The organism is Larkinella sp. C7 (assembly GCF_006149005.1).
GTDB lineage: Bacteria > Bacteroidota > Bacteroidia > Cytophagales > Spirosomataceae > Larkinella.
Genome location: NZ_VBSL01000009.1, coordinates 1 through 21,454, shown reverse-complemented (window position 1 = coordinate 21,454; position 21,454 = coordinate 1). Strand labels below are relative to the sequence as shown.

Here is a 21,454-nt window from a genome sequence, read left to right as displayed (position 1 = left end):
TTTGCACCCACAAAAACGCTGAAAAGTCGTTTTTGCCTCCTTAGCTCAGTTGGTAGAGCGACGCATTCGTAATGCGTAGGTCGCAGGTTCGAGTCCCGTAGGAGGCTCATTTTTCAGATCAGGGTTAATCAGTTTTCGAGCGTAAAACCTCAAAATCAACTGATTAACCCTTTTGCTTTATCTGGCTTTATCGAAAGAAATACGGAATAATCAAGTAAATCCGTCCCCTATTCCGTCCCCCGTATTTAGAATATTCGTAACTTGGAACTGACCAAACCAAGTTACCAATGAAAACCATATCGGATAAGGACATTAAGTTCTTACTCAAAGATGCCCGAGCCGAACGGCCAACGCTCATCAACCTTGTTTTCCGCTACGATAACGCCCGGTTCAAGATTTCTACCGGCCTCACGATTGAACCGTATCAATGGGACATAACCAACCAACGGGCGTACACCAATCAAAAGAGCCGGGCCGCTCGCGAACCGTTTGAAACGATCAATGCCCACCTCGACCGTTGGCGGTCTGCTACGAAAAAGGTATTGAACGCGCTGCAACTGGCTCAAATCCCTTTTGATAATGAGACAATCAAACAGCACCTCGACACAGAATTAGGCCGGACTAAAAAAATCAACGTAGTTGAGGCAAAAACGGAATTGTTTACAGATTACATTGAGCGGTTTGTTAAAGAGGCTGAGGCCGGAAAACGTCTAAACTCCAAAAGTATTCGATACTCTCATTATACATTGGCAGGTTACATGAAGTTAAAACGAATCCTAGAGCGATACCAGGCCGAAACACGTAAAGGCATTGATTACAAAGATTTCTCACTCGATTATTACCACGCCTTTAAACTCTGGCTGACCGGTCGGGGCCTCGCGCTCAATTACGTAGGCACGTTGCTCAAAGACCTTAAAGTAATGTTGAAACAGGCACACGCCGACGGTATGCACAGCAATAACGTTTACCAACATCGGGATTTTAAAAAGTTAGTGGAGGATGTAGATAATATTTACCTGACTGATGAGGAATTAACGATACTTTATAACCTTGACCTTTCCACTAACGCCCGACTCGATCGGGTACGTGACTTGTTTCTGATTGGCTGTTATACGGGCCTACGGTTTTCCGACTTCTCAGAGTTAAGGCCTGAAAACATTACCCACAACGGGCGTATATTGACGCGTAAGACGCTCAAAACATCCGAAAGGGTTTCTATACCCCTCAACCCTAAAGTCCTTTCTATCATCAGCAAATACGAAGGTATTCCCCCGCGCACGATCACAAACCAGAAAATGAACGATTATCTGAAAGAATTGTGCCGACGTGCCGGGCTAACAGACTCCGTAGAAGTGAGCCGGACGAAAGGCGGCAGGAAGGAAACGCGTTATTTAGAAAAGTGTGAAATGGTTACGACCCACACCGCCCGCCGGTCTTTTGCAACGAATGCGTATTTGGCAAAGGTTCCTACCGTTGCGATTATGAAGATTACCGGTCACCGTTCAGAGGCAGTGTTTTTACGGTATATCAAAATTTCCTCCGAGCAAAACGCATTGATGATGCTGGACCACCCACATTTTTCGGGACTCACCAGCGAATCAGTTGCCTCAGCCATTCCCGTTTTGCCTTTGCAAAAAGTAGCCTGATTGTTCTGATGAAAAACCAATTACCCAACTGTGAAAAGGCCCGAATTGATGATAATAAACTTTATCAGTACCTACTCAATCCGACACACCCTGACGGTAAGAGTAAGGCCCGGTTTTACGAACTCATTGGCTACACGCTCGACAAAGGCGAACAATTACGGGTTGATCTACTACGGCTTGCCTGTATGGGTTTGGTTATTGATGAATCCACTAACCGGGCGGGTCACAAATACGTTGTTGTTGGTTCGATGAATGCCCCCAACGGCAAAACGTACCCATTAATAACCGTTTGGGCGGTTGAACCGCCTGATTACGAACCGCGATTAATCACAGCATATCCAAATAACTAAGACCATGATTCAGGAACTTGATTTAGTAGCCTTATTGACCGACCGCCCGACCATCGGATTACGCCGGGGGGACGTTGGTACGGTTGTTCACATCTACGGGAGTAACGACCTTTTTGAAGTAGAATTTATTAACGCCAAAGGCGACACGGTGGCCGTTGAAACACTGAGCGCGGATGAGGTTAGGCAAGTTGATTTAGGTCGGGTAATGTTGCATTACAGCGATTTAGAAAGTGCCGCGTAAGGGTTCAAATTAACTAACACTGCCTAGCAACCAAGGCAATTTTACTATTAGACCAAACCAAGTAAAGTCAATGGTTAAAACTGATATTCAAGAACGTATAGATAAAGTTTTTTGGAGAGCTACCCATACGTTGCCAGAAGAGTTTATAAATATAAACGTGTCTGGTCCGTTCCCGGAAAGAGGTGCTCTCTATAAGGCAGTTGAAAAGGATTTTATAAGTTATTCTACCCTGGGGAATGATTTAATTGAAGAGGTAAACGCAAACCTTTCTTCAGACCTAAGACCGACAGAAAGAATAAAGTACATTACCAATCTTAACTCTTATTCATATGGATTGAAGGATGGTTATGAATTTATAGAATCTGACGAATGGGTTGACAAAATACTCGTTCAGTTTGGTAGATTATTTTTTGATACAGATACCAAAAAACCAAAGTTAACCGAAGAAGATAAAAAACACATTTTTGAAGTCGTTGAGGAAGTCAGGAAATGTTGTTACGAATTTTCAAAGGCTGCGGATTCAGTGGCTTCGATTATACACACTTTTTTAATTGGGTATGGAATAAAACCCCACAAGTGGGGAACAACCAATGTACTATACTCCCCAAAACCGGAATCTACCACTACTTTCACTAATCCGGTTCCAGCGGATACATCAACTGTTAAGGTTCAAAATTTAGGACAAGGTTTACCCAATATCCAAACCGTGGAGCCTACCAAAAAACTTCGTTGGAGAGACGACAGGGGTGACAAATCAGACTTTGCAGAATTAGTTTGGGTTTTGGCAAAGTCACAAAGAATTATTGATAATACAACAAACAAACCAGTTACTATAGAAGTATTAGCTAAACAATTAGGCGGATTGTTTGGAACTTCCATTAGTAATCCAATGCAGTTAATGCAGGCCCGTAAAGATTCTTTTAGGGCTTCTGAGGATGGTATTACGTTTATCTCCTACCTATCTGAATTGGTGGAACAATACATAGGTAGTAAGTGATTTAATTATACTTGGTTATAGTCGAAGTTATAGTATAACTCTGAACAGACCTATTCCTTTCAACTTTGAGCCGTACCAAATCAAATACGGCCATGTACGGCACAGTAACACAAATCCAGATTACCCCCGACCAGTTGACCGAACTGGTACGTGGGGCGGTTCGCTCGGAGTTGGCGAACTACACGCCCCCCGCCCCCGAAGGCTCAGACCTCCCCGAATTACTGACGCGCCGACAAACAGCCGATGTTCTGCAAGTGAGTCTAACCACCTTGCACGATTGGGCAACCGACACCGACGACCGACCGGCCGTACTGGTTCCGCGCAAAATCAACGGGCGCGTACGCTATCAAAAAACGGACGTATTGGCCGCGCTCAAACAGCCGCGCCGATTTAAACACAAGGCAGCGGAGGGCCGGAACCAATGAACTATCTACCCACCTCCCACCGCCTGACGTACCGGCTTGATATTGACCGGGGCCGGTATATTGTCATAGAATGTGAACCGGGGTTTTGCAAGGTTCCGCGTGAATTGATTGTTGAAGAACGTCGGTTTAACGAAAATATAGACGCCGAATTTATCCTACGTGGTCCCGAAACCAAGAAAAAGGAAACCGGTACGGGCAAAAGGTCAGCAAGAAAGATTACGTTCTTTACCGGGCTGCAACGGACCAACTACGCGGGCGTTTACATCGGTAATGTGGTGACGTTTGGACAGGGAGGCAGTAAAGTCCGCAACGGGGTTATCGTTCAATTCTCGACTGATGCCGGGCGTATGACCCTTCGTTACTTCCCGGCTTATTATCCTTTCCCCAAAGACCGGGCCGCGTTTGTGGCATCCGTTGTTGGCCGGGGGCTTCTTTAACTCATTTTTCATGTAACGAACCGCCCCGCGCGGGCATTTACCACACGTTGACCGTGGGGGCGGGTTCACTTTGCCATGTTCGACGGAATCACCATACAGGACGTTTCGGTAAACGTTGATGCACTGCTGACAAATGAGTGTTTGACGTTTGGAACGTTGGTTGACGGGCAAACTGGGGTTATTCTTAATCCGGTCAGAAAGGCGCATGACCGGGGGCTAACCTTTCGGCTCGTTCCCCGCCGAACCGAACAAGGTTACCGGGTTGAGGTAAAAGGGAGTTTGCACAAGTTTTTTAACAGCGGTATACATAATGCCGACCAATACACCGCAAACGACCTGTTGCTGACGCTGGATCAATTGGCAACTGAGTACGGTTTTAACCTGTTTGAGTCGGTCATCAATAACATAGAGTTTGGCGTAAACGTTGAATTGGCGTTTCCAGTTGCCAAAGTCTTAGAAAATCTCATCTGCTATAAAAACCAGCCGTTTGCGATTGATAGTCATAGCCCGGTCCCGTATTTCGTCTGTGATCGACAACGCTACGCGGTAAAAATGTATGACAAAGGCAAACAGAAAGGGCTAGCCGCTAACGTACTACGGTTTGAGATTCGGGTAAAAAAGATGATGTATTTTGACGGTACGGGCGTTACCCTACGCACATTGGCCGATCTATTGAACGTGGATAATTTCAAGCTGTTAGGGGCCTTACTGGTCAAGACATTCAACGAAATTCTGTTTGACGACCCGGCAATTGACACTAAGGGCCTGAGCAACGACGAACGGCATATATACCAGCAAGGCCGGAACCCGCGTTACTGGCACACGCCCGAAAACCTGACCGTAAAACAGGCCGCAACGCACCGCCAACGTCTGAGCCGGAATAAAACCCGTTTCCGGACCTTGCTCGATCAGTACGGTAGTAACTGGCAAGGTGAGGTTGCCGCTCTCGTTCGTCAAACGTGGGAACAATTAACCAGCGTTGACGACCACTTACTGACGCTCATTAATCAACACAAAATAGGGTGGCAAAACCTGACAAAACCTGACATTTGGAACGGTTTTACGGGGGGAGAATACAGTGAGGAAACCGTGATAAACGAGGGGGGGACCTGTCACAAATTAACCGATTTTACCCCGCCCGACTGTCACGAATTAACCGCGCCCCCAACGCCCCCACTGTCACAAATTAACCCTTTATATTCCGGGGTACCTTGTGACAGTGGAAAACCAGACCAGCCGCGCCCGGTAGTGTGTCCTGTAACGGGTGTAATGATTGACCAACCACGGCCGGGGCAACGGTTTGTTTCAAGTGTCGTTCTACGGAATGACGACGACTTATTACTGACATTAAACCGCCAACAACGGAAATACGCCAAAGGCTCAAAAGAGGATCAGTACAGCCGGGCGGCTCATAACGTCCGCAACCGGGAGAGTAACGAGCGCAACAACCTGGCCCGGCGTTTGCGACGCGTACTCGACACGCCCGGTTTGTTTCCACCTGATGAGGGAATCCGACTGACTGATGAGCAGCGGGCTGTACTCGAGTATTGGGCGGGAACCCCCTATGAGGTAAAGATTTGATACCGCTGTAGAAGGAATTACTTTGAATATGTAGAAGAAACGCCAATTCTGGTAAAACCATCTGATAATTGAAAATCAACCAGTTGCAGAGGGCCGACTAAGAACAAATTATAAACAATTGTTGACATAGATAGTATAGTTTTTGTACCTTTGCAGTGAGTCTCATCTTTCCAGATGGAAGAAGGAGATCGAAAAGCGGCTGGCCAAGATGCCCGTCGCTTTTCGCGTTTAATGCACTACGGGCAATCTACGGCCTAACTTTTGCATTATTTTTTTAAAACTTCTATCCTGTAAATGGTAAGCCGTAATCAAGTAGTAGTCAGGTTGTTTCCGATAAGGCTCTAGTATAATAACATACCGTTGCTGCTTGTCAAGAATGTATGTTTTTATGACCCACCTGCTTTGATGTCTCTCCTCTACACTGAATAATTCCATATCGTGCGGGTGTTTTTCCTGGATATGATGCCATATCCAATGCAGCCGTTGTGCCCGCATCATTTCAAACTCACGGCGTTTGATGGTTTGCCCGTTTTGGTTTTCCTCAACATCATGCGTGATAAGGTGACTGAAGAGAAGTTGCATTTCCGGCTCTTCTCCCTTGAACGGTCTAATAAGTCGGCCACGAAAGGAAAAATTCGGGTTTTCTTCAATATCACGCCTAAAGATTTCATACAAAGCTTCTCTGCGCTCTCTTTCTGTTAAGTGCATAATTTCAAGGAGGCTACTGTATGTTTTTAATAAATGTAATGGCATAGACTATTTTAAATCAATAAAGAAAAGATTGAATTTCGACTCTTCACGAGGGGTACTGTAGGTTAGCGGCAGGCTACAATGACCTTGAATTTTTTCGATCAGCCTGTTCTTCGCCCTTACTGATCCGCCCCCTCGCAGGTGATAAGATATTGCTCCCATAAGTAGATCAGTCATTTGCATCAATAAACTTTCGTGCGACCTTATATTTTGTAAGTTACGGATGGAACTATATCGAATATTGAGAATCTCTTTTAATTTCTTCACTTTATATGCACTCAATGTATCTTTAACATCTAAGTATACATTATATCTGTGCTCCATATCAATCTTATGATGCAATAACTGATAATACATCTTATAATAAAAGTCATCAAATGATTGCCCATAGGCAATATTGTTAATTCTAGTCTTATTAACTACTATAGCTCTAAATTGCAATTCAGTAGCAAAAAAGTAATCAATCAAGTCGGCATAAAATCCATACTTTGAGTGAGAGACTTTTGACCACTTTATTTCAGCATTCATTTGATGTTTTTCCTTAATCTGGCGAATCGTTGCATTATGTAACCCAATTTGATTGTAAGCAGAACTTACATATGAAATTAACATATATGACTGATGATCGTTTTCTAAATGACAACTTTCATCGCAATAAAAATTAAATGTTTTTAGTCCCATGGTAAGAATTTCTAAGAAGCAGAAGTAAAGTAACATATTCATAAACTATTAAAGTAGCACAGAAAATAGAAGCCTTCACATAGCGTAGGTTCCCTCCGGCGTTTGCCGCACCAGCGCCAGCGCAGCCAGCGTATCTAACAGCGGCTGCACTTTCCCGGTGTTGGTTCGCTGGAACAGGGCGGCTACCTGTTTGGCACTGAGCGGAACGCCCGCCTGTTGAACGGCATCCCGAACGGCTTGCATCTGTTGAGCCAACTCTTTCGGCCATTCCTGTTGACTGACTTCTTTAGCGGTTTCCTTTATCGTTGTCTCCGTTGGTAAGTTGATTCCTAATTGCTGCTGTTGGCCGGGGGCCTGGTATTCGGGGCGTAGGTAGCGAATATGCCCGGCGGCTTCCTCAGCGGCTCGTTCGTGGTTGAGTCGGACAAGGCGGTTTAGTATTTCGCTCTCCGGTAGGTCGTGTGGCCAACCGTAGGCATCGGCAACGGCCTCGTCTAGCTGTTGATGAAGACTGAGTACCACCGACGCCAAACCCTGCTGATTAATCGTTTGCTCTTTGGCGTTTAGGGCTTCGCCTTTCCGCAATTTTTCGACAACGTTGTACAGGTCGGTTAAAGTCAGGGTAGGATGAGCGGCCTGTTGGCGTTTGCGGTGGTTATCTAAATCTTCGGCAAGTTCACGAATAATAGTCCGTTGTTGCTCAGTTGAATTAGGAAAAGGAAAGGGAGCGAAGCAGCGAGTATTGTTATATCGTGGCCTATTTTCTAATGTTCCACCAGCAGCAAGTGTCCAAGTAATGTGTATTTTACTTGACAAAATACCAAGGTGAAAAGCATCGTCAGAGGCTAAAATTATTAATGCACCGTCGGGAAGAATATTAGCTTCTAAAAATTGAAAGAATCTGTGTTTTGATACCTCACTTGTGGCAATAAAACGATTTACGGAATTTAACGCTTTACGCATTGATGGTTGATTTTCGGCAAATAACCACCACTTATCGCGTCGAGCTTCGCGTTTCACCTCATCACGAAAAGGCTTGACCGTAGTAAACAAATGTTGATAAACGTCTGGAAATTGCTCTCTAACAGTGCGTTCGTCTAATCCGAACAAATCAATAACATAAACTCCACGTGGTTGCGATGTCAAGTCTTTACCATTCCTGTATGGCTTGATATGTACACTTAAAGCAGGATTCAAATCATAGCCTAATTCTTTTGCTTTATCTGCATTAACAATAAACCCTTCACCAACAAGTTTAACTCCCATAAAACAAATACCGCTGTTCGCTTTGAGCACTTTAACGTCACTAACATTCGCCCCAGTTGTTAGATCTGCATTTATTAAGGCGTCTTGCTCAAGTAATTCTACATCGTGAGCCTCCTCATCACCGACAACAGTTTCCTTAACAACCTTTAACAGCTTCCCTATCTCCGCACCTGATTTGAATACCGTCATAGCTACTCTAACGGCAGCTCCGTCAAAATTATCAACCCAAGGGTGGTCAGGAATTGCAAATGATATAAATAATGGATTGCGTAAATCCATTACATAAGTCTCGGTTACTTTTCTGTTAAATGCTTGAGTGATAGAGTTTGTTGTAATGAAACCGAAGGAAGTAGTTTCCCCCTTTTTAGTTTTTTCAGCCGCATTTCTCCACCAATAGACTACATAGTCAACAGAATCTGGTACTAGGTTTTTATAGGCTTTTCGTAGAGCAGAAACGTATCCTTCGCCAAGAGTCTCTAACAATTTCTTGTTTCCTATAAACGGTGGATTTCCTACGATATAATCCGCTTTCGGCCATTCGGCGGGCCGAGGGGTCGGATAGTCAAATACCGTAACGCGGGCGGTTTCGTTGGGTACGGGTTGGCCGGTAACCGGGTGTAGTTTGGTCGTTACCCCATCCCACCGCGTAACCGGTTGGCCGTTGGCATCGACACGCGGAACGGGCGGGCCGTGCTGCAAAACGGCGTCCTGTTGCTGGATGTTTTCGTATTCGTCTAACAGCGGTTCGGGCAACTCACTCATGCCGTGGGTCCGCAAGTGCCATTGCAGGTAGCCGATCTTTAACACCACGTCGGCAATCGCAGCCGCGCGGGGGTTGAGTTCCAGGCCCAACAATTGCCGGGGTGAAATAGTAGTTCCTCCGCTGAGGTTGAGCAGAGCGGTTTGGCCGTAGGAGTTGATTGCCGCCAACACCTCCCCCTCCAATCGTTTCAGGTGTTCGAGCGTCACATACAGGAAATTGCCCGAACCACAGGCCGGGTCCAGAATTTTAAGGCTCGTCAGCCGCCGTAAAAACCGTTCCAGTTCGGCGCGGGCGGCTTTGTCTTTGCCTTCCTCCAACAACCGCGCGGCCGCAGCCTGAGCAGCCGCCCATTCCCGGCGCAGCGGTTCCAAAACCGTCGGCAAGACCAACCGCTCGACGTACCGGCGCGGGGTGTAGTGTGCTCCTAAACTGTGCCGTTCGCGTGGGTCTAAGGCACGTTCTAACAGTGTACCGAAAATGGCCGGTTCTACAGCGGTCCAGTCAGCTTCAGCCGCCTTGAGCAGCAATTCGATTTGATCGGCCGACAAGGTGAATGCGTTGGCATCATGAAACAGTTTACCGTTGAACTTACGTAAACGCGCCTTCAGATCCGGCGAAAATCCACCTGTATCCATCGTACGCCAAAGGGTCTGTAAGGCATCGGGCAAAAATTCGCGTAGGTCAGGCTGTGCGTATTGCCGTAGCATTCCCGTAAAGGATTCTTTGGGTATCAGACCAACATCCTCTGAAAACATCGTAAACAGGCATCGCATTAGAAACTGTGCCACCAAATCGGGTGAATGTCCCGCACGCTCTAATTGTGTGGATAGTTTCGCCAAATATTCAGCAAGTTCACGCGTCACACGGGCCGCGCGTCGGCTAGGGTCCAATTCGCGCGGGTCGGTCCAAATCAGCCGCAGCATTTCCCGCGTTTCCTCATCGGCTAGTTTCGACAAGGGAAGCCGGTAGCGGGTTTGATCAGGAAAAGGCACAAACTGATCACCTACACCCGCAAAGTTGCTATAGAGGTCGATGCAATAGCCAACGTCGGCCACCAACACGAACAGGGGCCGGGGTTCGTCGGCAGGTAAGGCCCGCACGTAACCTAACGCCTGTTGGCGGGCGGTCTGCATCATTTGCCCCCATTTGGTAGTTCCTCGTACAGCGTGCCCTTTCCGGCGTTTTTCGGGCGGCAAACCTAATTCAGCGCGTTCAGCGGCCTTTTGCTGGTCCGGCGTTTCGGTTCCCTGTTTGGTTTCCAGCACAAAACAGCCGCGTTTGTAGAGGTCAACACGGCCAACGCTGCGTTTACCCTGGTCGTTAAACTCAACCGCCCGTTCGAGTACGTAGGCATCTTGTGTAGGGTTATCGGTCGTGGGGTCAGGCCGGGCAACGCCAATTAAATCACACAGGTCTTGCAGGAACAAACCATAGTTGGCACGTTCCGCACCGCCCGCCGGTTTCCAACGGGCTTCAAATTCGGTATAGGTCACGGGTGAATAGAATACAAATCAATGGATCAAACTATAAAGGGAAATTAGCCCGAAAGATAATGATTGCTAGTATTTCTTTTCGGGCTAAATTTACTTAGCTATGACTGGGCACAGGTAGGGAGGGGTGGGTTAATTCTCTGGCCGAAAGGAGATCCACGACCGTTGGCCTAGCCTTTCATATACGTGTGCAAAATTCAGAGGGGGGTATGCTTGTTTTTCATATATTGACAACTACTTGACTTTAAATGGCTCTGTTCCAAAAAAGGAGGTTTTGGTGAGAATTCGGAATTACTTACAAAGTGACTTTAATGTTAGGCAAAGTTGTAATTGACACCATCAGCTCCGTATTTTTAGGATTCTCAGCAAAACATCCAATAGAACGGAAAGTAATCATAACGATACAAAAAATATAATATTAATTGCACTACACAATATTAGAAAAAGTCAAATTAACACAAAAAGAACGGCAAAACTTTCGTATATCGTAGGGTCATAGGTCAGGTATTTGAACCTTCACTAAATGAGACAGATTATATTAAACCAGTTAACGGCAGCTTTAGCAGCGAGACATACTTACTTCATAAGAGAGCAGGATGTACAACTATATCTCGCAAATTACTGCCTTCAGACAGGTATGTATGACAATGTATTTATTGAATATCACGTTCCAGGTGCTTTAGTGCCACCGTACCTTTGGACAGACGCGAATAACATTTACATTGACATCGTTCTAGAAAAGGAAAGTCAGTTTTATCCAATTGAAATAAAATACAAAACCACAACTCAACCTCTACAACATTTAGTGTTTGGACAAAATGTAAATGTCCTCTTAGGACAACATGGCGCTCAAAACATTGGTTGTTACGACTTTTGGAAGGACATCAAAAGAACTGAATTTTTTGAAGCAACTTTCCCGTTTTGCCAACGGGGAATCGTTTTGTTTATTAGCAACGACTTAAGTTATCAAAAGGCACCATTGAATTCAAATGTAGGTTATGCACCTTTCTCAATTCACCAAGGAAGACACATCGCAGCGGGGACTCAACTCAATTGGAATGGTGCGTTAGCAGTTTCAAATGGACGACCAGGCTTCACGGTCAATCACGATTATACTATTAATTGGGCACAGTTGCCTTATCACCAGCAGCATTACTACATCCTAACATAAGCACAAACCGCTAACAGGGATTTGCCGGTATACTGGCTGACGAACAAATGCTGAACGAATTATTACTATTGAACTTTTGTAATCAGTCTAGGGTGACGAAATACAATGCCGATTCATTGGCGAGCCCTAATCCATTATGTACAATAATGATTGACATATTACGATGAATGATTGGTTAAAAATACTTGAGGCATTCCGAGAGGGCAAATTCCCTGATTATTATTACGGGCTTACTCCTAGATTCATAATTGGAGTATGCCAAATTCCAATAGGAAAAAAGTTTGACAAAAGAGAGTCAGCATACGAAGCTACTAGGCAAATGTTTGATGAAATGCGAGCTTTCAATATTGACGGATTTATTGTTGTATCTAATCAATGTGATATTCACAATGGTCCTGTAATGTCATTGACAAAACAAAAATGGTCTGAAAGTGAAATCGCAACATCATTTGAAGAAATTTGGAACCGATATGGTGATGAAATAATCGCTGGAAACTATCACATCAGCTCATCTGAACGCAAAATTGTAGAAGAAATTTTCAGCGCATAACAGGGGTTTGCGTCAGGCGGGCGGACGTGCAAACTCAAAGCTGAGTACTTCTAATCTTTAGTGATAAATGGCAATTATGTGCTCCAAAACTCGCCTGAACCCGAAGTCCCAAACCGTTGACAGTAAGTATACTGATACATACGAAAATAATATCTATTGTAAAGCCGCTACTTAATCTGTGTCAATCACAACATAGCCAGAGTATAAAGACGATTATGTTTTGCTATTCTGTAAAACAAACGGGTCGAGGGAACCACCCCTCGACCCAATGAGCCGGAGGAACCACCCGCCCGGCTCTGACCAAACCAAGTAGCCTGAAAAGGCCGCTTGTTTCAGACAAAAATACGCATGACGAGTTGGCAACCGTCCCCCGTTGAAAAAAAGTTTGTTTTAATTATTCATTCGTCCCCTATTCCGTCCCCCAGCTGTTGTGTTGAAAATTTAAATGCTGTTAATCAATTAGTTAAACTCTTAAGTTCAACTCCCGTAGGAGGCTCATCGCTTTCAAAAAGGCTAATTCGTTAAAGAGTCTGAACGCTCAAAATCAACGAATTAGCCTTTTTTATCATGTAGCTAATCGTTTTTGGCTCAATGCAATGAATTGGCTCAAAAACTGATTTTAACGAGTACTTACTTTATCATTGGCTCCGATACCCCCTACGGCTGTTTGGTAATCTTCAAATCGGTGAAATAGCCTTCAGTCCCCACATCAACCCACAGGCCGATACCGCCAGATCCACCAGCGCCGTGTTTTAGATCCTTCACGAGCAAAGCGGGTTGTTTCGCATCGTTCAAATACAATTTCGCTTCTGGGTCCTGGACGACAATTTTCAGGGCAATCCACTCATTCAGCGCCATATCGGCATACGATTCGTACCGTTCCGGAGCTTCTTTCCGCAAGCGATCAAACTTATGATCAGGATACGAATAATATTGAATGGCGTGGTTGCGCCTGACCTGATCGGGCTTCAGGTTGGCCAGATCCAGTCTGATGACCTGCGCCTGTATGCTCAACTACTCAACAGCCAGCCGCTTATCAGGGCAAATAAGCTCCGTCTCATACCATTGGAGTTAGGTGATCGGAAGAAAATACAATTCGTTAGGGCAGAACCACCAATTTACCGGCTCCCTGATTACGGTCCATGAACTGATGGGCGGTAACGATTTGGTCCAGCGTAAAGGTACGGCTGATGGCCAGTTTTGCGTGACCCGCTTCGACCCGGCGAATAAAATCCTGAAAAACGGGCGCTGGACTCGTGATCTGACCAGGATGATCCATTTTGTAGCAACCACGTCCGCAGAAAACCCGAAAAGTGTGTCAAGTTAGCGAATTCTAACTTGACACACGCACGGCTTAAATCCTATAACGTACATTAGTTGAGTGCGATCAGCCGACCCGTCACAGCAGGCTGTTGGGTAGCAAGCACCAGGTTGTTGACCTTGGTATCAAACCCGTCGGTAACGACCACCTGATAGGCTCCATCGGGTAACGCATCGATATCCATCTTGATGCGTGCTATTCGTTGCCGCCGTCCGACGCGCTGAACGAAAAACTCCTTCCCGGTGCTATTGACCAGCCGGACTTCAACGACACCGCCGATCATTTTATCGACAGCGACGCGGATTTTACCCTCGGTATCGGTGTATAGACTGCTTTGATACGATTGCACTTTTCCGGCGGGTTTCGGTTGGCTGGCATTGGTTACTGCGAAAGAAACCGTCAGGCTCGTGAATAGGAAAGCTATGATCAAGGATTTGGTGAGCGTTTTCATGGCGTGAGAAGTTTAGTTTGGTTGTCCGTTTTGGATAAACCAAAGGTCCGCTTCCGGGCAAAAAAACCCTGTCACAGATGAGTCAATCCCTGCTACTTTTGGGAAAAGCAGTAAATCGGTTGATCGGCTTACGATTCGAGCGAGCTGGCCAGATTGGCAGAAGCGTTCAGCATCCCAAAAAGTGTGTCGTAAAACCAGACGGTGTAGGCTTTGACGGTGCGGAAATGCAAATCGAAATTGCTTTTGTTTAAGAAAAGCACAAACCGATCAAAGGGAACGGAGTCGCCCTGGTCAACGGCATAGCGAACAACAGCCTCGACAACCGGGATGAACCGGTTAGGATCTTCGGTGGCAAACCGCTCGTTCCAGTAGACAAGGTGGCTCCCCTGGATAAATCCGAAGTCGGTGAAGGTTTTCAGGAATTCGTTTAACGCGTCTTCAACTGGTAACTGAATCATGATTTGGTAAAGCCGTTGTAGGTTACTGCGTCCCTGAAAGTTCGCAAAAGGCCCGAAAAGCAAAGTCCGGTGGATTCTGCCGTGCCTTCGCCAAGGCCAGCGTTGGCGCTTGTCCGATAAATTCAACTTAATACAAAAAAAGTGCCAAAATGCGCAAAGACGATTTACAAGGAATCTCCAATTTCGCAGGTACGCAAAAACGTCCGATCAGAATCCGGTAAACGCGTAGCATTTCTTACCTTTATTTGGAAATTGGGTATGGTCCTGATGGCCTAAACCCCTATTCAGTGTGTTTCCTGCGCGCGATTTTCGCCTTAAAATAGGTTTTTTTCTCTCTCTGGCAGTCGCCATGCTGGTGTCTGCCCCACGGTTTATTCGACTGGAAACAACGACTTTACCCATTATGCAGCTACCATTCCTACACGTTCGCACATGGTTTTAGTTGCTGGGTCTTTCATCAATATGTGCTCAACCAACCGCGCACCCTTTCTTTGGTTCGTCCCCGCTGGATCGTCGGTCCGGGAAGTGTTCTCTTTACACTGGCTCTTTTCTTGCCGTATGATCACCTGATGGCCTCTGTATTTAATCTCAGTTTACTCTGGAAGGATATCCCGGCTTCCAGACGTTTGGCCTGGGTTCTGCTGCGCGGCAGTGTGCTATCTTCCTTCATGTTTTTGTGGCCTATTACCTGAAACAAAACCAGGAATCTCAAGCGGCTAAATTGGAAAACGAGCGTCTCAAGCAGGAAAATCTGAAAGCCCGTCTGGAGGTTTTGAAGCAACAGATTAGCCCCCATTTTCTGTTTAATTTCCTAAATACGCTAAAGAGCATTACCCAGGAAGAAGACTATCTTCTCCCTCATCGGTATGGCCGATAGGGCAGTCGCACAATCGACCGTAAAAGCCGACGATATTTTCGGGCTTTATGAAGATGAAACCGGCGAACGCCGGATCGAAATTTTCAAACAGAACAATCAGTATTCTGGCAAAATCATTGCCGACCACTCGAATACCGATCGGCCACTCAAACCGGGGACGCTGGTTCTGAAAAAGTTCACCTTCGCAAAAAACGAGTGGGTAAACGGAACGGTTTATGCGTTCGCCTACTCAACGAATGCTTCGGAGTGAGGAATGGCCGGAACTGATCGTTGCCACGAAATCGTCGTCGTTCAGGTGCGGATAAGCCGCGTAAACCCGGTCGATTTCTTCCATCTGCCCCGGCGACAGTTCCTCCGCCGGATTCAGACACCAGCGCCCTTCGAGCAGTCCCTGCCGACGCAGCACCTCATGAATTCCGGCAATGCAGCCGTGGAAACCGTGGGCCGGATCGAAGAAAGCCGCGTTGCTGTCGGTGACTTCGACGTTGCGCGTCAGCAGTTCCACCAGCCCGTCGTTTTCGTTGTCGAGGCAGGTTTTGATTTCGTCCAGCAGTTCGACGGCTTTTTTCGTCCACACGGCCCAATGCCCCAGCAAACCGCCCACAAACCGCTTTTCAACGGTTTGGCCGCCAATCGTAAACCGGTACGTCGTCAGCAAATCCGCCACAATGTTGTCGTCGTTGCCGGTATACAACGCAATCGCGTCCCGGCGGCTGGAATGACAAACCGCCCGCACCACATCCAGCGTCTGATACCGGTTGAAACTGGCGACTTTAATGGCCTGAATGTTGGGAATTTCGGCGAACCGATGCCAGAAATCGTAGCTGAAAATGCGCCCTCCCACCGATGGCTGTAAGTAAAAACCGAAGACTGGAATCACCTCAGCCACCGCCCGAACGCGGTCCAGAATGGCCGCTTCGGTCCAGTTTTGCAAACCGCCCATGCTCAGCAGCCCCAGATCATACCCGTATTTCAGGGCGAGTTCGGCTTCCTTCAGTGCCTGGTCGGTGGGGCCGACCATACCGGCTACTTTGATGAACGGACGGTTCAGTTGGGCTTCGGCAATTTCTTCGGCGGCTACTTTCAGCACCGTTTCGTAGAGATTGATTTTCGGATCGCGGATTTCGAACTGGGTGGTGTGAACGCCCACGGCCACTCCACCGGCTCCGCTCGCCATATAGTAACGGGTTAAACCACGCTGCCGGTTTTCGTCAAACTGCCGGTTTGGGTTCAGGGCTAGGGGGTGCGCCGGAATCACCGTACCCGCGTGTAATAATTGCTGAATATCAGAACGTAATGCCATATTGCTACTCATTAAAATTTGCCATCCCGCTCCTGAAAATGCGTGGGTTTGTTCAGAATTGTGCCGCCACCCTGCAACCACGCGACGGTCAGTTCCATCATCTGCCGCAGCGTGACGCGCGGGTAGCCGAACAGCTTGTTGGCCTGCGACGAATTGCTCAGCAAAGCCGTTGGCTGGGCCTCGTTGACGAAAACCGGAGCCTTGCCGAGCATCCTGCCGTACTCCTGCGCCAGCCACTGGATTGAGACGGTTTCGGGTCCGGTGACGTTGAGGATTTTGGCCGGCACGTTGCAATGCCGCAACGCCCGGAGGGCAATTTCGTTGGCGTCACCCTGCCAGATGACATTGGCGTTGCCCATCGCCAGGTTAATCGGTTTTTCGGCGATGACGGATTTGGCAATTTCCAGCAGCACGCCGTAACGGAGATCGATGGCGTAATTCAGGCGGTAAATCAGCGTCGGCGTGTTGTTTTTATCCGCGAAATACTGAAAAATCCGCTCGCGGCCCAGACACGATTGTCCGTATTCGCCGACGGGTTCGGGGGTGGTTTCTTCCGTTGCGCCCCCGGACGTTACCGGCGTAAACGGGTAAACATTGCCAGTCGAGAACGCCACAATCCGGGAATTGCGGTATTTCTCCGCCACCCGCCCGGGCAGGTAGGCATTCATCGCCCAGGTGAAGGCTTCCTTGCCGGTGGTGCCAAATTTGGTTCCGGCCAAATAGAGCACATTTTTCACGGACGGCAAAGCTGCCAGATCGCTTTCGTTGAGTAAATCCGCCGAAATCGTTTCGATGCCGTCGGCTTCGAGTTCGCCCTGGAGTTGCCGGTCCGAAAACCGGGAAACACCGATGACGCGTTTCTGAATTCCGGCCTGCTCGATGGCCTGTCTGGCCAGCCGCGCCAGACTCGGCCCCATTTTTCCGCCAACCCCCAGAATGAGGATGTCGCCTTCCAGTTCGTATAAATCAGACACCAAAGCCGCCGAGGGCTTGATCAGTTCCTGTTCCAACACGTGCAAATCGTTCATGTCTGTTACTTAAAAAACAATTGATTGACATTGCTTAAAGCCAGCCCGAAAATCACCAGCAACCCCAACGCACCGGCCACTTTGACGGCGGTCGAATTCGCGTAGCGGCCCATGATCCGGCGGTCGTTGGCAATCGTATACATCGCCACCCCGATGAAAGGCACCACCAGGATGGTAATGCTTTGGGCAAAAATGATCAGGTCGAGCGGCAGCTTTCCGAAAATTATGGCAATGGAAGCGCCAAAGAGCATGACCAGCGCAATCAGGTATTTGACCCGTTTGGAACCCAACTGACTGCCGTAGCCCAGCGCATCGCCGAGGAGCGTTCCGCCGACGGTGGCGTTGCCGACGAGCGACGAAAACGAAGCACCGAATAACCCGATCAGGAAGAGCACCGAGGCATATTGCCCAAAAATCGGCTCCAGGGCTTTTCCCATGTCTGAGGCACTGGTCACTTTGATGCCCTTCGGATGCAATACAGCCGCAGCACAGATTAAAACCGTCGCGCTCATCAGCCCCATCAGCGTCATGCCGGTGACGGTATCCACCTTTTCATCCCGCACCTTCGGATTGACCCGCACCCGCTCCTGCACCAGATACGACTGGTAAAACGCACCCACAATCGAAAAACAGGAGGCCGTAAACGCAATGACCAGCCCCAGCGAACCCGCAGGCAGCGACGGTATGAAACCGGTTGCGACCTCGGCATAATCCGGCCCCGAAAAAGTCAGCGTGGCGATGAAAGCCACCAGCATCACACCGACCAGCAGAATCATGAGCCGTTCGAGCACTTTATAAAACGACTTCAAAAAAAGCAGACTAATTCCCAAAACCGTAAATATACCAATCCAGACGTTCACCGGGGTATGGGTGGCTTCGGCGATGGAAATTCCGACCCCGACGGAGTTGCCGGCCTGGAACGAGGTGGCTACCAGAAAGACCCCAATTCCCACCGCCACCGCCACCGGATTGCCCCACTTCTGCCGGATGGTCGCCAGCAGGGATTGGTTCGTTGCCAGACCGATCCGGGCGGCCATGGCCGTGAAAACAATCATAAAGAAGATCGCCATCACAATGATCCAGAGCAGCGAATACCCGTATTCGGCCCCCATCTTTGAGGTAATCGTCATTTTGCTGGGGCCAAAAACCAGCGCGGCTGTGATGATACTGGGACCCAGCGACGACAGCCAGGCTTTTACCGTCCGGGGCGATGTGTGGCCCGGCCCTGGTTGCGCAGGCATTTCATTCGGTGAGTCAGCGGTTTTGGGGTGCATAATTTTCAGGAAAGCAAGGTTTTTCGAAGATATACTTCCTGCGTCAATATCCTTCATTTGGCGCCAAAATACCGGGAGCCAACTTTTTGCCCGGCCGAATATCCACTACTTTTGGGAATGGATTACTTTAAAAATCTTCTTGACGTCTTAAAAATTGAACGGGAAGAAGATCGCAATCAATACCGCCGACAGACGGAAAGCACTTCCGTTGCCGAACGCCGGGCCAGCGGCCTGACCTGGTATCCCATCGCCATCCGGGGTTCCGAGATGAGTCGGGGCGATTACCTGACGGTGGAAGTGGAACGCACCACACACCAGGATGTTTCGCACCAGTTCCGGTCGGGCATGCCCGCCGTTTTTTTCAGCAACCACGATCCAAAAAACGACCGGGTCGAAGGAACGGTTTCCCACCAGAGCGGCAATCGGCTCAAAATCACCCTGCTGACCGACGAACTGCCCGACTGGTCGCGGGATGGAAAACTGGGGGTTGAACTGCTTTTCGACGACAAAAGCTACGACGAAATGCAGGACGCGCTCAAGCTCGCGAATTCGCTGAACGAGGGGCCGCAACACCGCCTGGTGAAGATCCTGACCGGCCAGTCGTCGCCCACCTTTCAGACCGATTTACCTCCGCTGCCGATTCCGCCACTGAATGAAAGCCAAAACCGGGCGGTCGAAAAAATCCGGGCCGCCAACGAACTGGCCATCGTTCACGGCCCTCCGGGAACCGGCAAAACCACCACGCTGGTGCAGGCCATCAAAGCCCTGCTGAAACAGGACAACCGGAAAATTCTGGTGGTTGCGCCCAGCAACACGGCGGTCGATCTGTTGAGTGAAAAACTGCACGAACAGGGGCTGAACGTGCTGCGGGTCGGCAATCCGGCGCGCGTTTCGGAGCGGCTGATGGCGCTCACGCTGGACCACAAAATGGCGGAGCACCACCTGATGAAAGAGGCCAAAAAGCTGAAAAAGCAGGCGAATGAGTTCAAAAACATGGCGCATAAGTACAAGCGCAATTTTGGCAAAGCCGAGCGCGATCAACGGAAAGCCCTGTTTGATGAGGCTCACCGGATTATGAAGGAGGTGGGGAACACGGAACAGTATATCATCGATGATCTGGTGGCCAAAGCCCAGGTGATTACGGCCACGCTCGTCGGTTCCAACCAGTACATGATCCGGAACCTGACGTTTCATACCGTGGTCATCGACGAAGCCGGGCAGGCGCTGGAACCCGCCTGCTGGATTCCGATCCTGAAAGCGCAAAAGGTGGTGCTGGCCGGCGATCACTGCCAGTTGTCGCCGACGATCAAATCGAACGAAGCGGCCCGGAAAGGCCTGAGCACGACCTTGCTCGAAAAATGCGTGGCCCTGCACCCCGAAGCGGTCAGTGTGCTGGAAGAACAATACCGGATGCACACGCACATCATGGGTTATTCGTCGCAGGTTTTTTATGCCAATGTTCTCAAAGCGCACGCGTCGGTGGCGGCTCATTCGCTGTTTCCCGGCGACAGCGCGCTGCGGTTTATCGACACGGCGGGCTGCGGTTTTGACGAAAAGCTGGAAGGCACCAGTTCCACCAACCCGGAAGAAGCCGCTTTGCTGATGAAGCATTTGACGCAGTTGGTGGCCGAACTGGGGCCGTTTTACAGTCCGCAGAATTTCCCGAGCATTGCGATCATCTCGCCCTATAAACAACAGCTTGCCGTTCTGAATGAGCAACTGGCCCACGCGCCGGATTTACAGCCGTACCTGGGCAAAATTGCAGTCAACACCATCGATAGTTTTCAGGGGCAGGAGCGTGATATTGTCTACATTTCGATGACCCGGAGCAATGCCGAAGGCGAGATTGGTTTTCTGGCCGACATTCGCCGGATGAACGTCGCCATGACGCGGGCGCGGAAGAAATTGGTCATTGTGGGCGACAGTGCCACGCTGGCGAGTCTGCCGTTTTATGCCGACTTCATTGCCTATTCCGAACAACTCGATGCCTACCAGAGTGCCTGGGAGTGGCTGTGAGTTGATCGATTAATCTACAAAAACCGCCCGGATGACGTGTCCGGGCGGTTTTTGCAGGATGCCGTTTAACATTTATTGCGTCAATACTTTCAAGGTTACGGATCGGAAACCGCTCTGAATCTGTAAAAACAACAGGCCCGGCATCGGATGCAAAACCGGCAGGGTCTGCTGTTCTACCGCAGCCGCTTTTTCCACCTGCCGTTCACTCAGTAGTCGCCCATTGACATCCGTCAGTTGCACGCGCAACGGCTGGCCTGCTGCGCCCCGGATTTCGACACGAACCTGATCCGACACCGGATTACCCAGCAAAACCGCCTGTAGCGCTTCCGCACCTTCCGCCGATAACCGACCGCCGGTGGGCGAGCAGGTCAGGTTGAT

At 48.6% G+C, this 21,454-nt stretch carries 23 protein-coding genes and 1 tRNA gene; 13 read left to right on the top strand and 11 right to left on the bottom strand.

What is annotated here, in order from left to right:
• Positions 1-34: 34 nt before the first annotated feature.
• The 8 genes from FH871_RS21300 to FH871_RS21265 all read left to right on the top strand — a co-directional run bounded on the left by FH871_RS21300 (position 35) and on the right by FH871_RS21265 (position 5,677).
• Positions 35-107 (top strand) — tRNA-Thr (locus FH871_RS21300).
• 180 nt (positions 108-287) lie between these two features.
• The gene (locus FH871_RS21295; protein ID WP_138993404.1) at positions 288-1,646 is read left to right on the top strand and encodes a site-specific integrase; all 1,359 of its coding nucleotides are present in this window, start codon (positions 288-290) and stop codon (positions 1,644-1,646) included.
• A gap of 8 nt (positions 1,647-1,654) precedes the next feature.
• Positions 1,655-1,996, top strand: a complete 342-nt coding sequence (locus FH871_RS21290) for a DUF6883 domain-containing protein (protein ID WP_138993402.1) — start codon at positions 1,655-1,657, stop codon at positions 1,994-1,996.
• 4 nt (positions 1,997-2,000) lie between these two features.
• Positions 2,001-2,237, top strand: a complete 237-nt coding sequence (locus FH871_RS21285) for a DUF4926 domain-containing protein (protein WP_138993400.1) — start codon at positions 2,001-2,003, stop codon at positions 2,235-2,237.
• A 70-nt stretch (positions 2,238-2,307) separates the two neighbouring features.
• On the top strand, positions 2,308-3,234 hold the full coding sequence (locus tag FH871_RS21280) for a hypothetical protein (RefSeq protein ID WP_138993398.1): 927 nt from the start codon (positions 2,308-2,310) through the stop codon (positions 3,232-3,234).
• Between the two features lie 92 nt (positions 3,235-3,326).
• Complete coding sequence (locus tag FH871_RS21275) at positions 3,327-3,659, top strand: helix-turn-helix domain-containing protein (protein ID WP_138993397.1); 333 nt, start codon at positions 3,327-3,329, stop codon at positions 3,657-3,659.
• A complete protein-coding gene (locus FH871_RS21270; protein WP_138993396.1) occupies positions 3,656-4,096 on the top strand; it encodes a hypothetical protein in 441 nt (146 codons plus the stop codon). Before FH871_RS21275 ends, FH871_RS21270 begins: the two co-directional genes overlap by 4 nt.
• Positions 4,097-4,171: 75 nt before the next feature.
• Entirely contained in the window at positions 4,172-5,677 is a 1,506-nt protein-coding gene (locus FH871_RS21265) for a hypothetical protein (RefSeq protein WP_138993394.1), read from the top strand.
• 228 nt (positions 5,678-5,905) lie between these two features.
• On the opposite strand, the gene FH871_RS21260 is transcribed toward FH871_RS21265, so the two are convergent.
• From FH871_RS21260 to FH871_RS21250, 3 genes are all read right to left on the bottom strand, one after another.
• The gene (locus FH871_RS21260) at positions 5,906-6,385 is read right to left on the bottom strand and encodes a hypothetical protein (protein WP_212768254.1); all 480 of its coding nucleotides are present in this window, start codon (positions 6,383-6,385) and stop codon (positions 5,906-5,908) included.
• Positions 6,386-6,433: 48 nt separating this feature from the next.
• Positions 6,434-7,108 (bottom strand): DUF3800 domain-containing protein, encoded by a 675-nt coding sequence (locus FH871_RS21255; protein WP_138993390.1) that lies wholly within the window; start codon positions 7,106-7,108, stop codon positions 6,434-6,436.
• A gap of 75 nt (positions 7,109-7,183) precedes the next feature.
• Positions 7,184-10,630 (bottom strand): DNA methyltransferase, encoded by a 3,447-nt coding sequence (locus FH871_RS21250; protein WP_138993388.1) that lies wholly within the window; start codon positions 10,628-10,630, stop codon positions 7,184-7,186.
• A 520-nt stretch (positions 10,631-11,150) separates the two neighbouring features.
• On the opposite strand from FH871_RS21250, the gene FH871_RS21245 reads away from it, so the two are divergent.
• Both FH871_RS21245 and FH871_RS21240 read left to right on the top strand, forming a co-directional pair.
• Entirely contained in the window at positions 11,151-11,798 is a 648-nt protein-coding gene (locus FH871_RS21245; RefSeq protein WP_138993386.1) for a hypothetical protein, read from the top strand.
• A 163-nt stretch (positions 11,799-11,961) separates the two neighbouring features.
• The gene (locus tag FH871_RS21240) at positions 11,962-12,348 is read left to right on the top strand and encodes a hypothetical protein (RefSeq protein ID WP_138993384.1); all 387 of its coding nucleotides are present in this window, start codon (positions 11,962-11,964) and stop codon (positions 12,346-12,348) included.
• Positions 12,349-13,005: 657 nt separating this feature from the next.
• Here the strand turns inward: FH871_RS21240 and FH871_RS21235 are convergent.
• The 4 genes from FH871_RS21235 to FH871_RS21220 form a co-directional block, all read right to left on the bottom strand.
• Positions 13,006-13,362 (bottom strand): hypothetical protein, encoded by a 357-nt coding sequence (locus FH871_RS21235; RefSeq protein ID WP_212768253.1) that lies wholly within the window; start codon positions 13,360-13,362, stop codon positions 13,006-13,008.
• An 85-nt stretch (positions 13,363-13,447) separates the two neighbouring features.
• Positions 13,448-13,627 (bottom strand): zinc-binding dehydrogenase, encoded by a 180-nt coding sequence (locus FH871_RS21230; RefSeq protein WP_138993382.1) that lies wholly within the window; start codon positions 13,625-13,627, stop codon positions 13,448-13,450.
• Between the two features lie 94 nt (positions 13,628-13,721).
• On the bottom strand, positions 13,722-14,120 hold the full coding sequence (locus FH871_RS21225) for a hypothetical protein (protein ID WP_138993380.1): 399 nt from the start codon (positions 14,118-14,120) through the stop codon (positions 13,722-13,724).
• 128 nt (positions 14,121-14,248) lie between these two features.
• On the bottom strand, positions 14,249-14,578 hold the full coding sequence (locus FH871_RS21220; protein WP_138993378.1) for a hypothetical protein: 330 nt from the start codon (positions 14,576-14,578) through the stop codon (positions 14,249-14,251).
• 676 nt (positions 14,579-15,254) lie between these two features.
• On the opposite strand from FH871_RS21220, the gene FH871_RS21215 reads away from it, so the two are divergent.
• Together FH871_RS21215 and FH871_RS21210 are read left to right on the top strand one after the other, a co-directional pair.
• Positions 15,255-15,455, top strand: coding sequence for a histidine kinase (locus FH871_RS21215; protein ID WP_229317460.1), 201 nt, complete (start codon positions 15,255-15,257; stop codon positions 15,453-15,455).
• Positions 15,445-15,705: a DUF2147 domain-containing protein gene (locus tag FH871_RS21210; RefSeq protein WP_138993376.1), complete on the top strand. Its 261-nt coding sequence runs from the start codon at positions 15,445-15,447 to the stop codon at positions 15,703-15,705. Before FH871_RS21215 ends, FH871_RS21210 begins: the two co-directional genes overlap by 11 nt.
• Here FH871_RS21210 and FH871_RS21205 read toward each other — a convergent pair.
• From FH871_RS21205 to FH871_RS21195, 3 genes are read right to left on the bottom strand one after another with little or no spacing between them, the layout of a single operon-like run.
• Complete coding sequence (locus FH871_RS21205) at positions 15,685-16,758, bottom strand: dihydrodipicolinate synthase family protein (RefSeq protein WP_138993374.1); 1,074 nt, start codon at positions 16,756-16,758, stop codon at positions 15,685-15,687. The two genes, FH871_RS21210 and FH871_RS21205, sit on opposite strands and share 21 nt — an antisense overlap.
• An 11-nt stretch (positions 16,759-16,769) precedes the next feature.
• On the bottom strand, positions 16,770-17,786 hold the full coding sequence (locus tag FH871_RS21200) for an NAD(P)-dependent oxidoreductase (RefSeq protein ID WP_138993372.1): 1,017 nt from the start codon (positions 17,784-17,786) through the stop codon (positions 16,770-16,772).
• 5 nt (positions 17,787-17,791) lie between these two features.
• Positions 17,792-19,027 carry an Nramp family divalent metal transporter gene (locus FH871_RS21195; RefSeq protein WP_138993370.1) on the bottom strand — a complete coding sequence of 412 codons (1,236 nt, stop codon included), beginning with the start codon at positions 19,025-19,027 and terminating at the stop codon, positions 17,792-17,794.
• Positions 19,028-19,177: 150 nt separating this feature from the next.
• On the opposite strand from FH871_RS21195, the gene FH871_RS21190 reads away from it, so the two are divergent.
• Positions 19,178-21,076: an AAA domain-containing protein gene (locus FH871_RS21190; protein ID WP_138993369.1), complete on the top strand. Its 1,899-nt coding sequence runs from the start codon at positions 19,178-19,180 to the stop codon at positions 21,074-21,076.
• A 72-nt stretch (positions 21,077-21,148) separates the two neighbouring features.
• Here the strand turns inward: FH871_RS21190 and FH871_RS21185 are convergent.
• The coding region (locus FH871_RS21185; RefSeq protein WP_171062908.1) for a T9SS type A sorting domain-containing protein at positions 21,149-21,454 on the bottom strand (306 nt) is incomplete at its 5' end.

What these genes read in the sequence shown, in the direction of transcription:
- FH871_RS21225 (WP_138993380.1), bottom strand. Translation starts at nt 14,120, where the DNA reads ATGAAAACGCTCACCAAATCCTTGATCATAGCTTTCCTATTCACGAGC.
- FH871_RS21190 (WP_138993369.1), top strand. Translation starts at nt 19,178, where the DNA reads ATGGATTACTTTAAAAATCTTCTTGACGTCTTAAAAATTGAACGGGAA.
- FH871_RS21280 (WP_138993398.1), top strand. Translation starts at nt 2,308, where the DNA reads ATGGTTAAAACTGATATTCAAGAACGTATAGATAAAGTTTTTTGGAGA.
- FH871_RS21260 (WP_212768254.1), bottom strand. Translation starts at nt 6,385, where the DNA reads ATGCACTTAACAGAAAGAGAGCGCAGAGAAGCTTTGTATGAAATCTTT.
- FH871_RS21210 (WP_138993376.1), top strand. Translation starts at nt 15,445, where the DNA reads ATGGCCGATAGGGCAGTCGCACAATCGACCGTAAAAGCCGACGATATT.
- FH871_RS21285 (WP_138993400.1), top strand. Translation starts at nt 2,001, where the DNA reads ATGATTCAGGAACTTGATTTAGTAGCCTTATTGACCGACCGCCCGACC.
- FH871_RS21265 (WP_138993394.1), top strand. Translation starts at nt 4,172, where the DNA reads ATGTTCGACGGAATCACCATACAGGACGTTTCGGTAAACGTTGATGCA.
- FH871_RS21275 (WP_138993397.1), top strand. Translation starts at nt 3,327, where the DNA reads ATGTACGGCACAGTAACACAAATCCAGATTACCCCCGACCAGTTGACC.
- FH871_RS21230 (WP_138993382.1), bottom strand. Translation starts at nt 13,627, where the DNA reads ATGGATCATCCTGGTCAGATCACGAGTCCAGCGCCCGTTTTTCAGGAT.
- FH871_RS21245 (WP_138993386.1), top strand. Translation starts at nt 11,151, where the DNA reads ATGAGACAGATTATATTAAACCAGTTAACGGCAGCTTTAGCAGCGAGA.
- FH871_RS21295 (WP_138993404.1), top strand. Translation starts at nt 288, where the DNA reads ATGAAAACCATATCGGATAAGGACATTAAGTTCTTACTCAAAGATGCC.
- FH871_RS21240 (WP_138993384.1), top strand. Translation starts at nt 11,962, where the DNA reads ATGAATGATTGGTTAAAAATACTTGAGGCATTCCGAGAGGGCAAATTC.
- FH871_RS21290 (WP_138993402.1), top strand. Translation starts at nt 1,655, where the DNA reads ATGAAAAACCAATTACCCAACTGTGAAAAGGCCCGAATTGATGATAAT.
- FH871_RS21195 (WP_138993370.1), bottom strand. Translation starts at nt 19,027, where the DNA reads ATGCCTGCGCAACCAGGGCCGGGCCACACATCGCCCCGGACGGTAAAA.
- FH871_RS21270 (WP_138993396.1), top strand. Translation starts at nt 3,656, where the DNA reads ATGAACTATCTACCCACCTCCCACCGCCTGACGTACCGGCTTGATATT.
- FH871_RS21220 (WP_138993378.1), bottom strand. Translation starts at nt 14,578, where the DNA reads ATGATTCAGTTACCAGTTGAAGACGCGTTAAACGAATTCCTGAAAACC.
- FH871_RS21200 (WP_138993372.1), bottom strand. Translation starts at nt 17,786, where the DNA reads ATGAACGATTTGCACGTGTTGGAACAGGAACTGATCAAGCCCTCGGCG.
- FH871_RS21205 (WP_138993374.1), bottom strand. Translation starts at nt 16,758, where the DNA reads ATGGCATTACGTTCTGATATTCAGCAATTATTACACGCGGGTACGGTG.
- FH871_RS21255 (WP_138993390.1), bottom strand. Translation starts at nt 7,108, where the DNA reads ATGGGACTAAAAACATTTAATTTTTATTGCGATGAAAGTTGTCATTTA.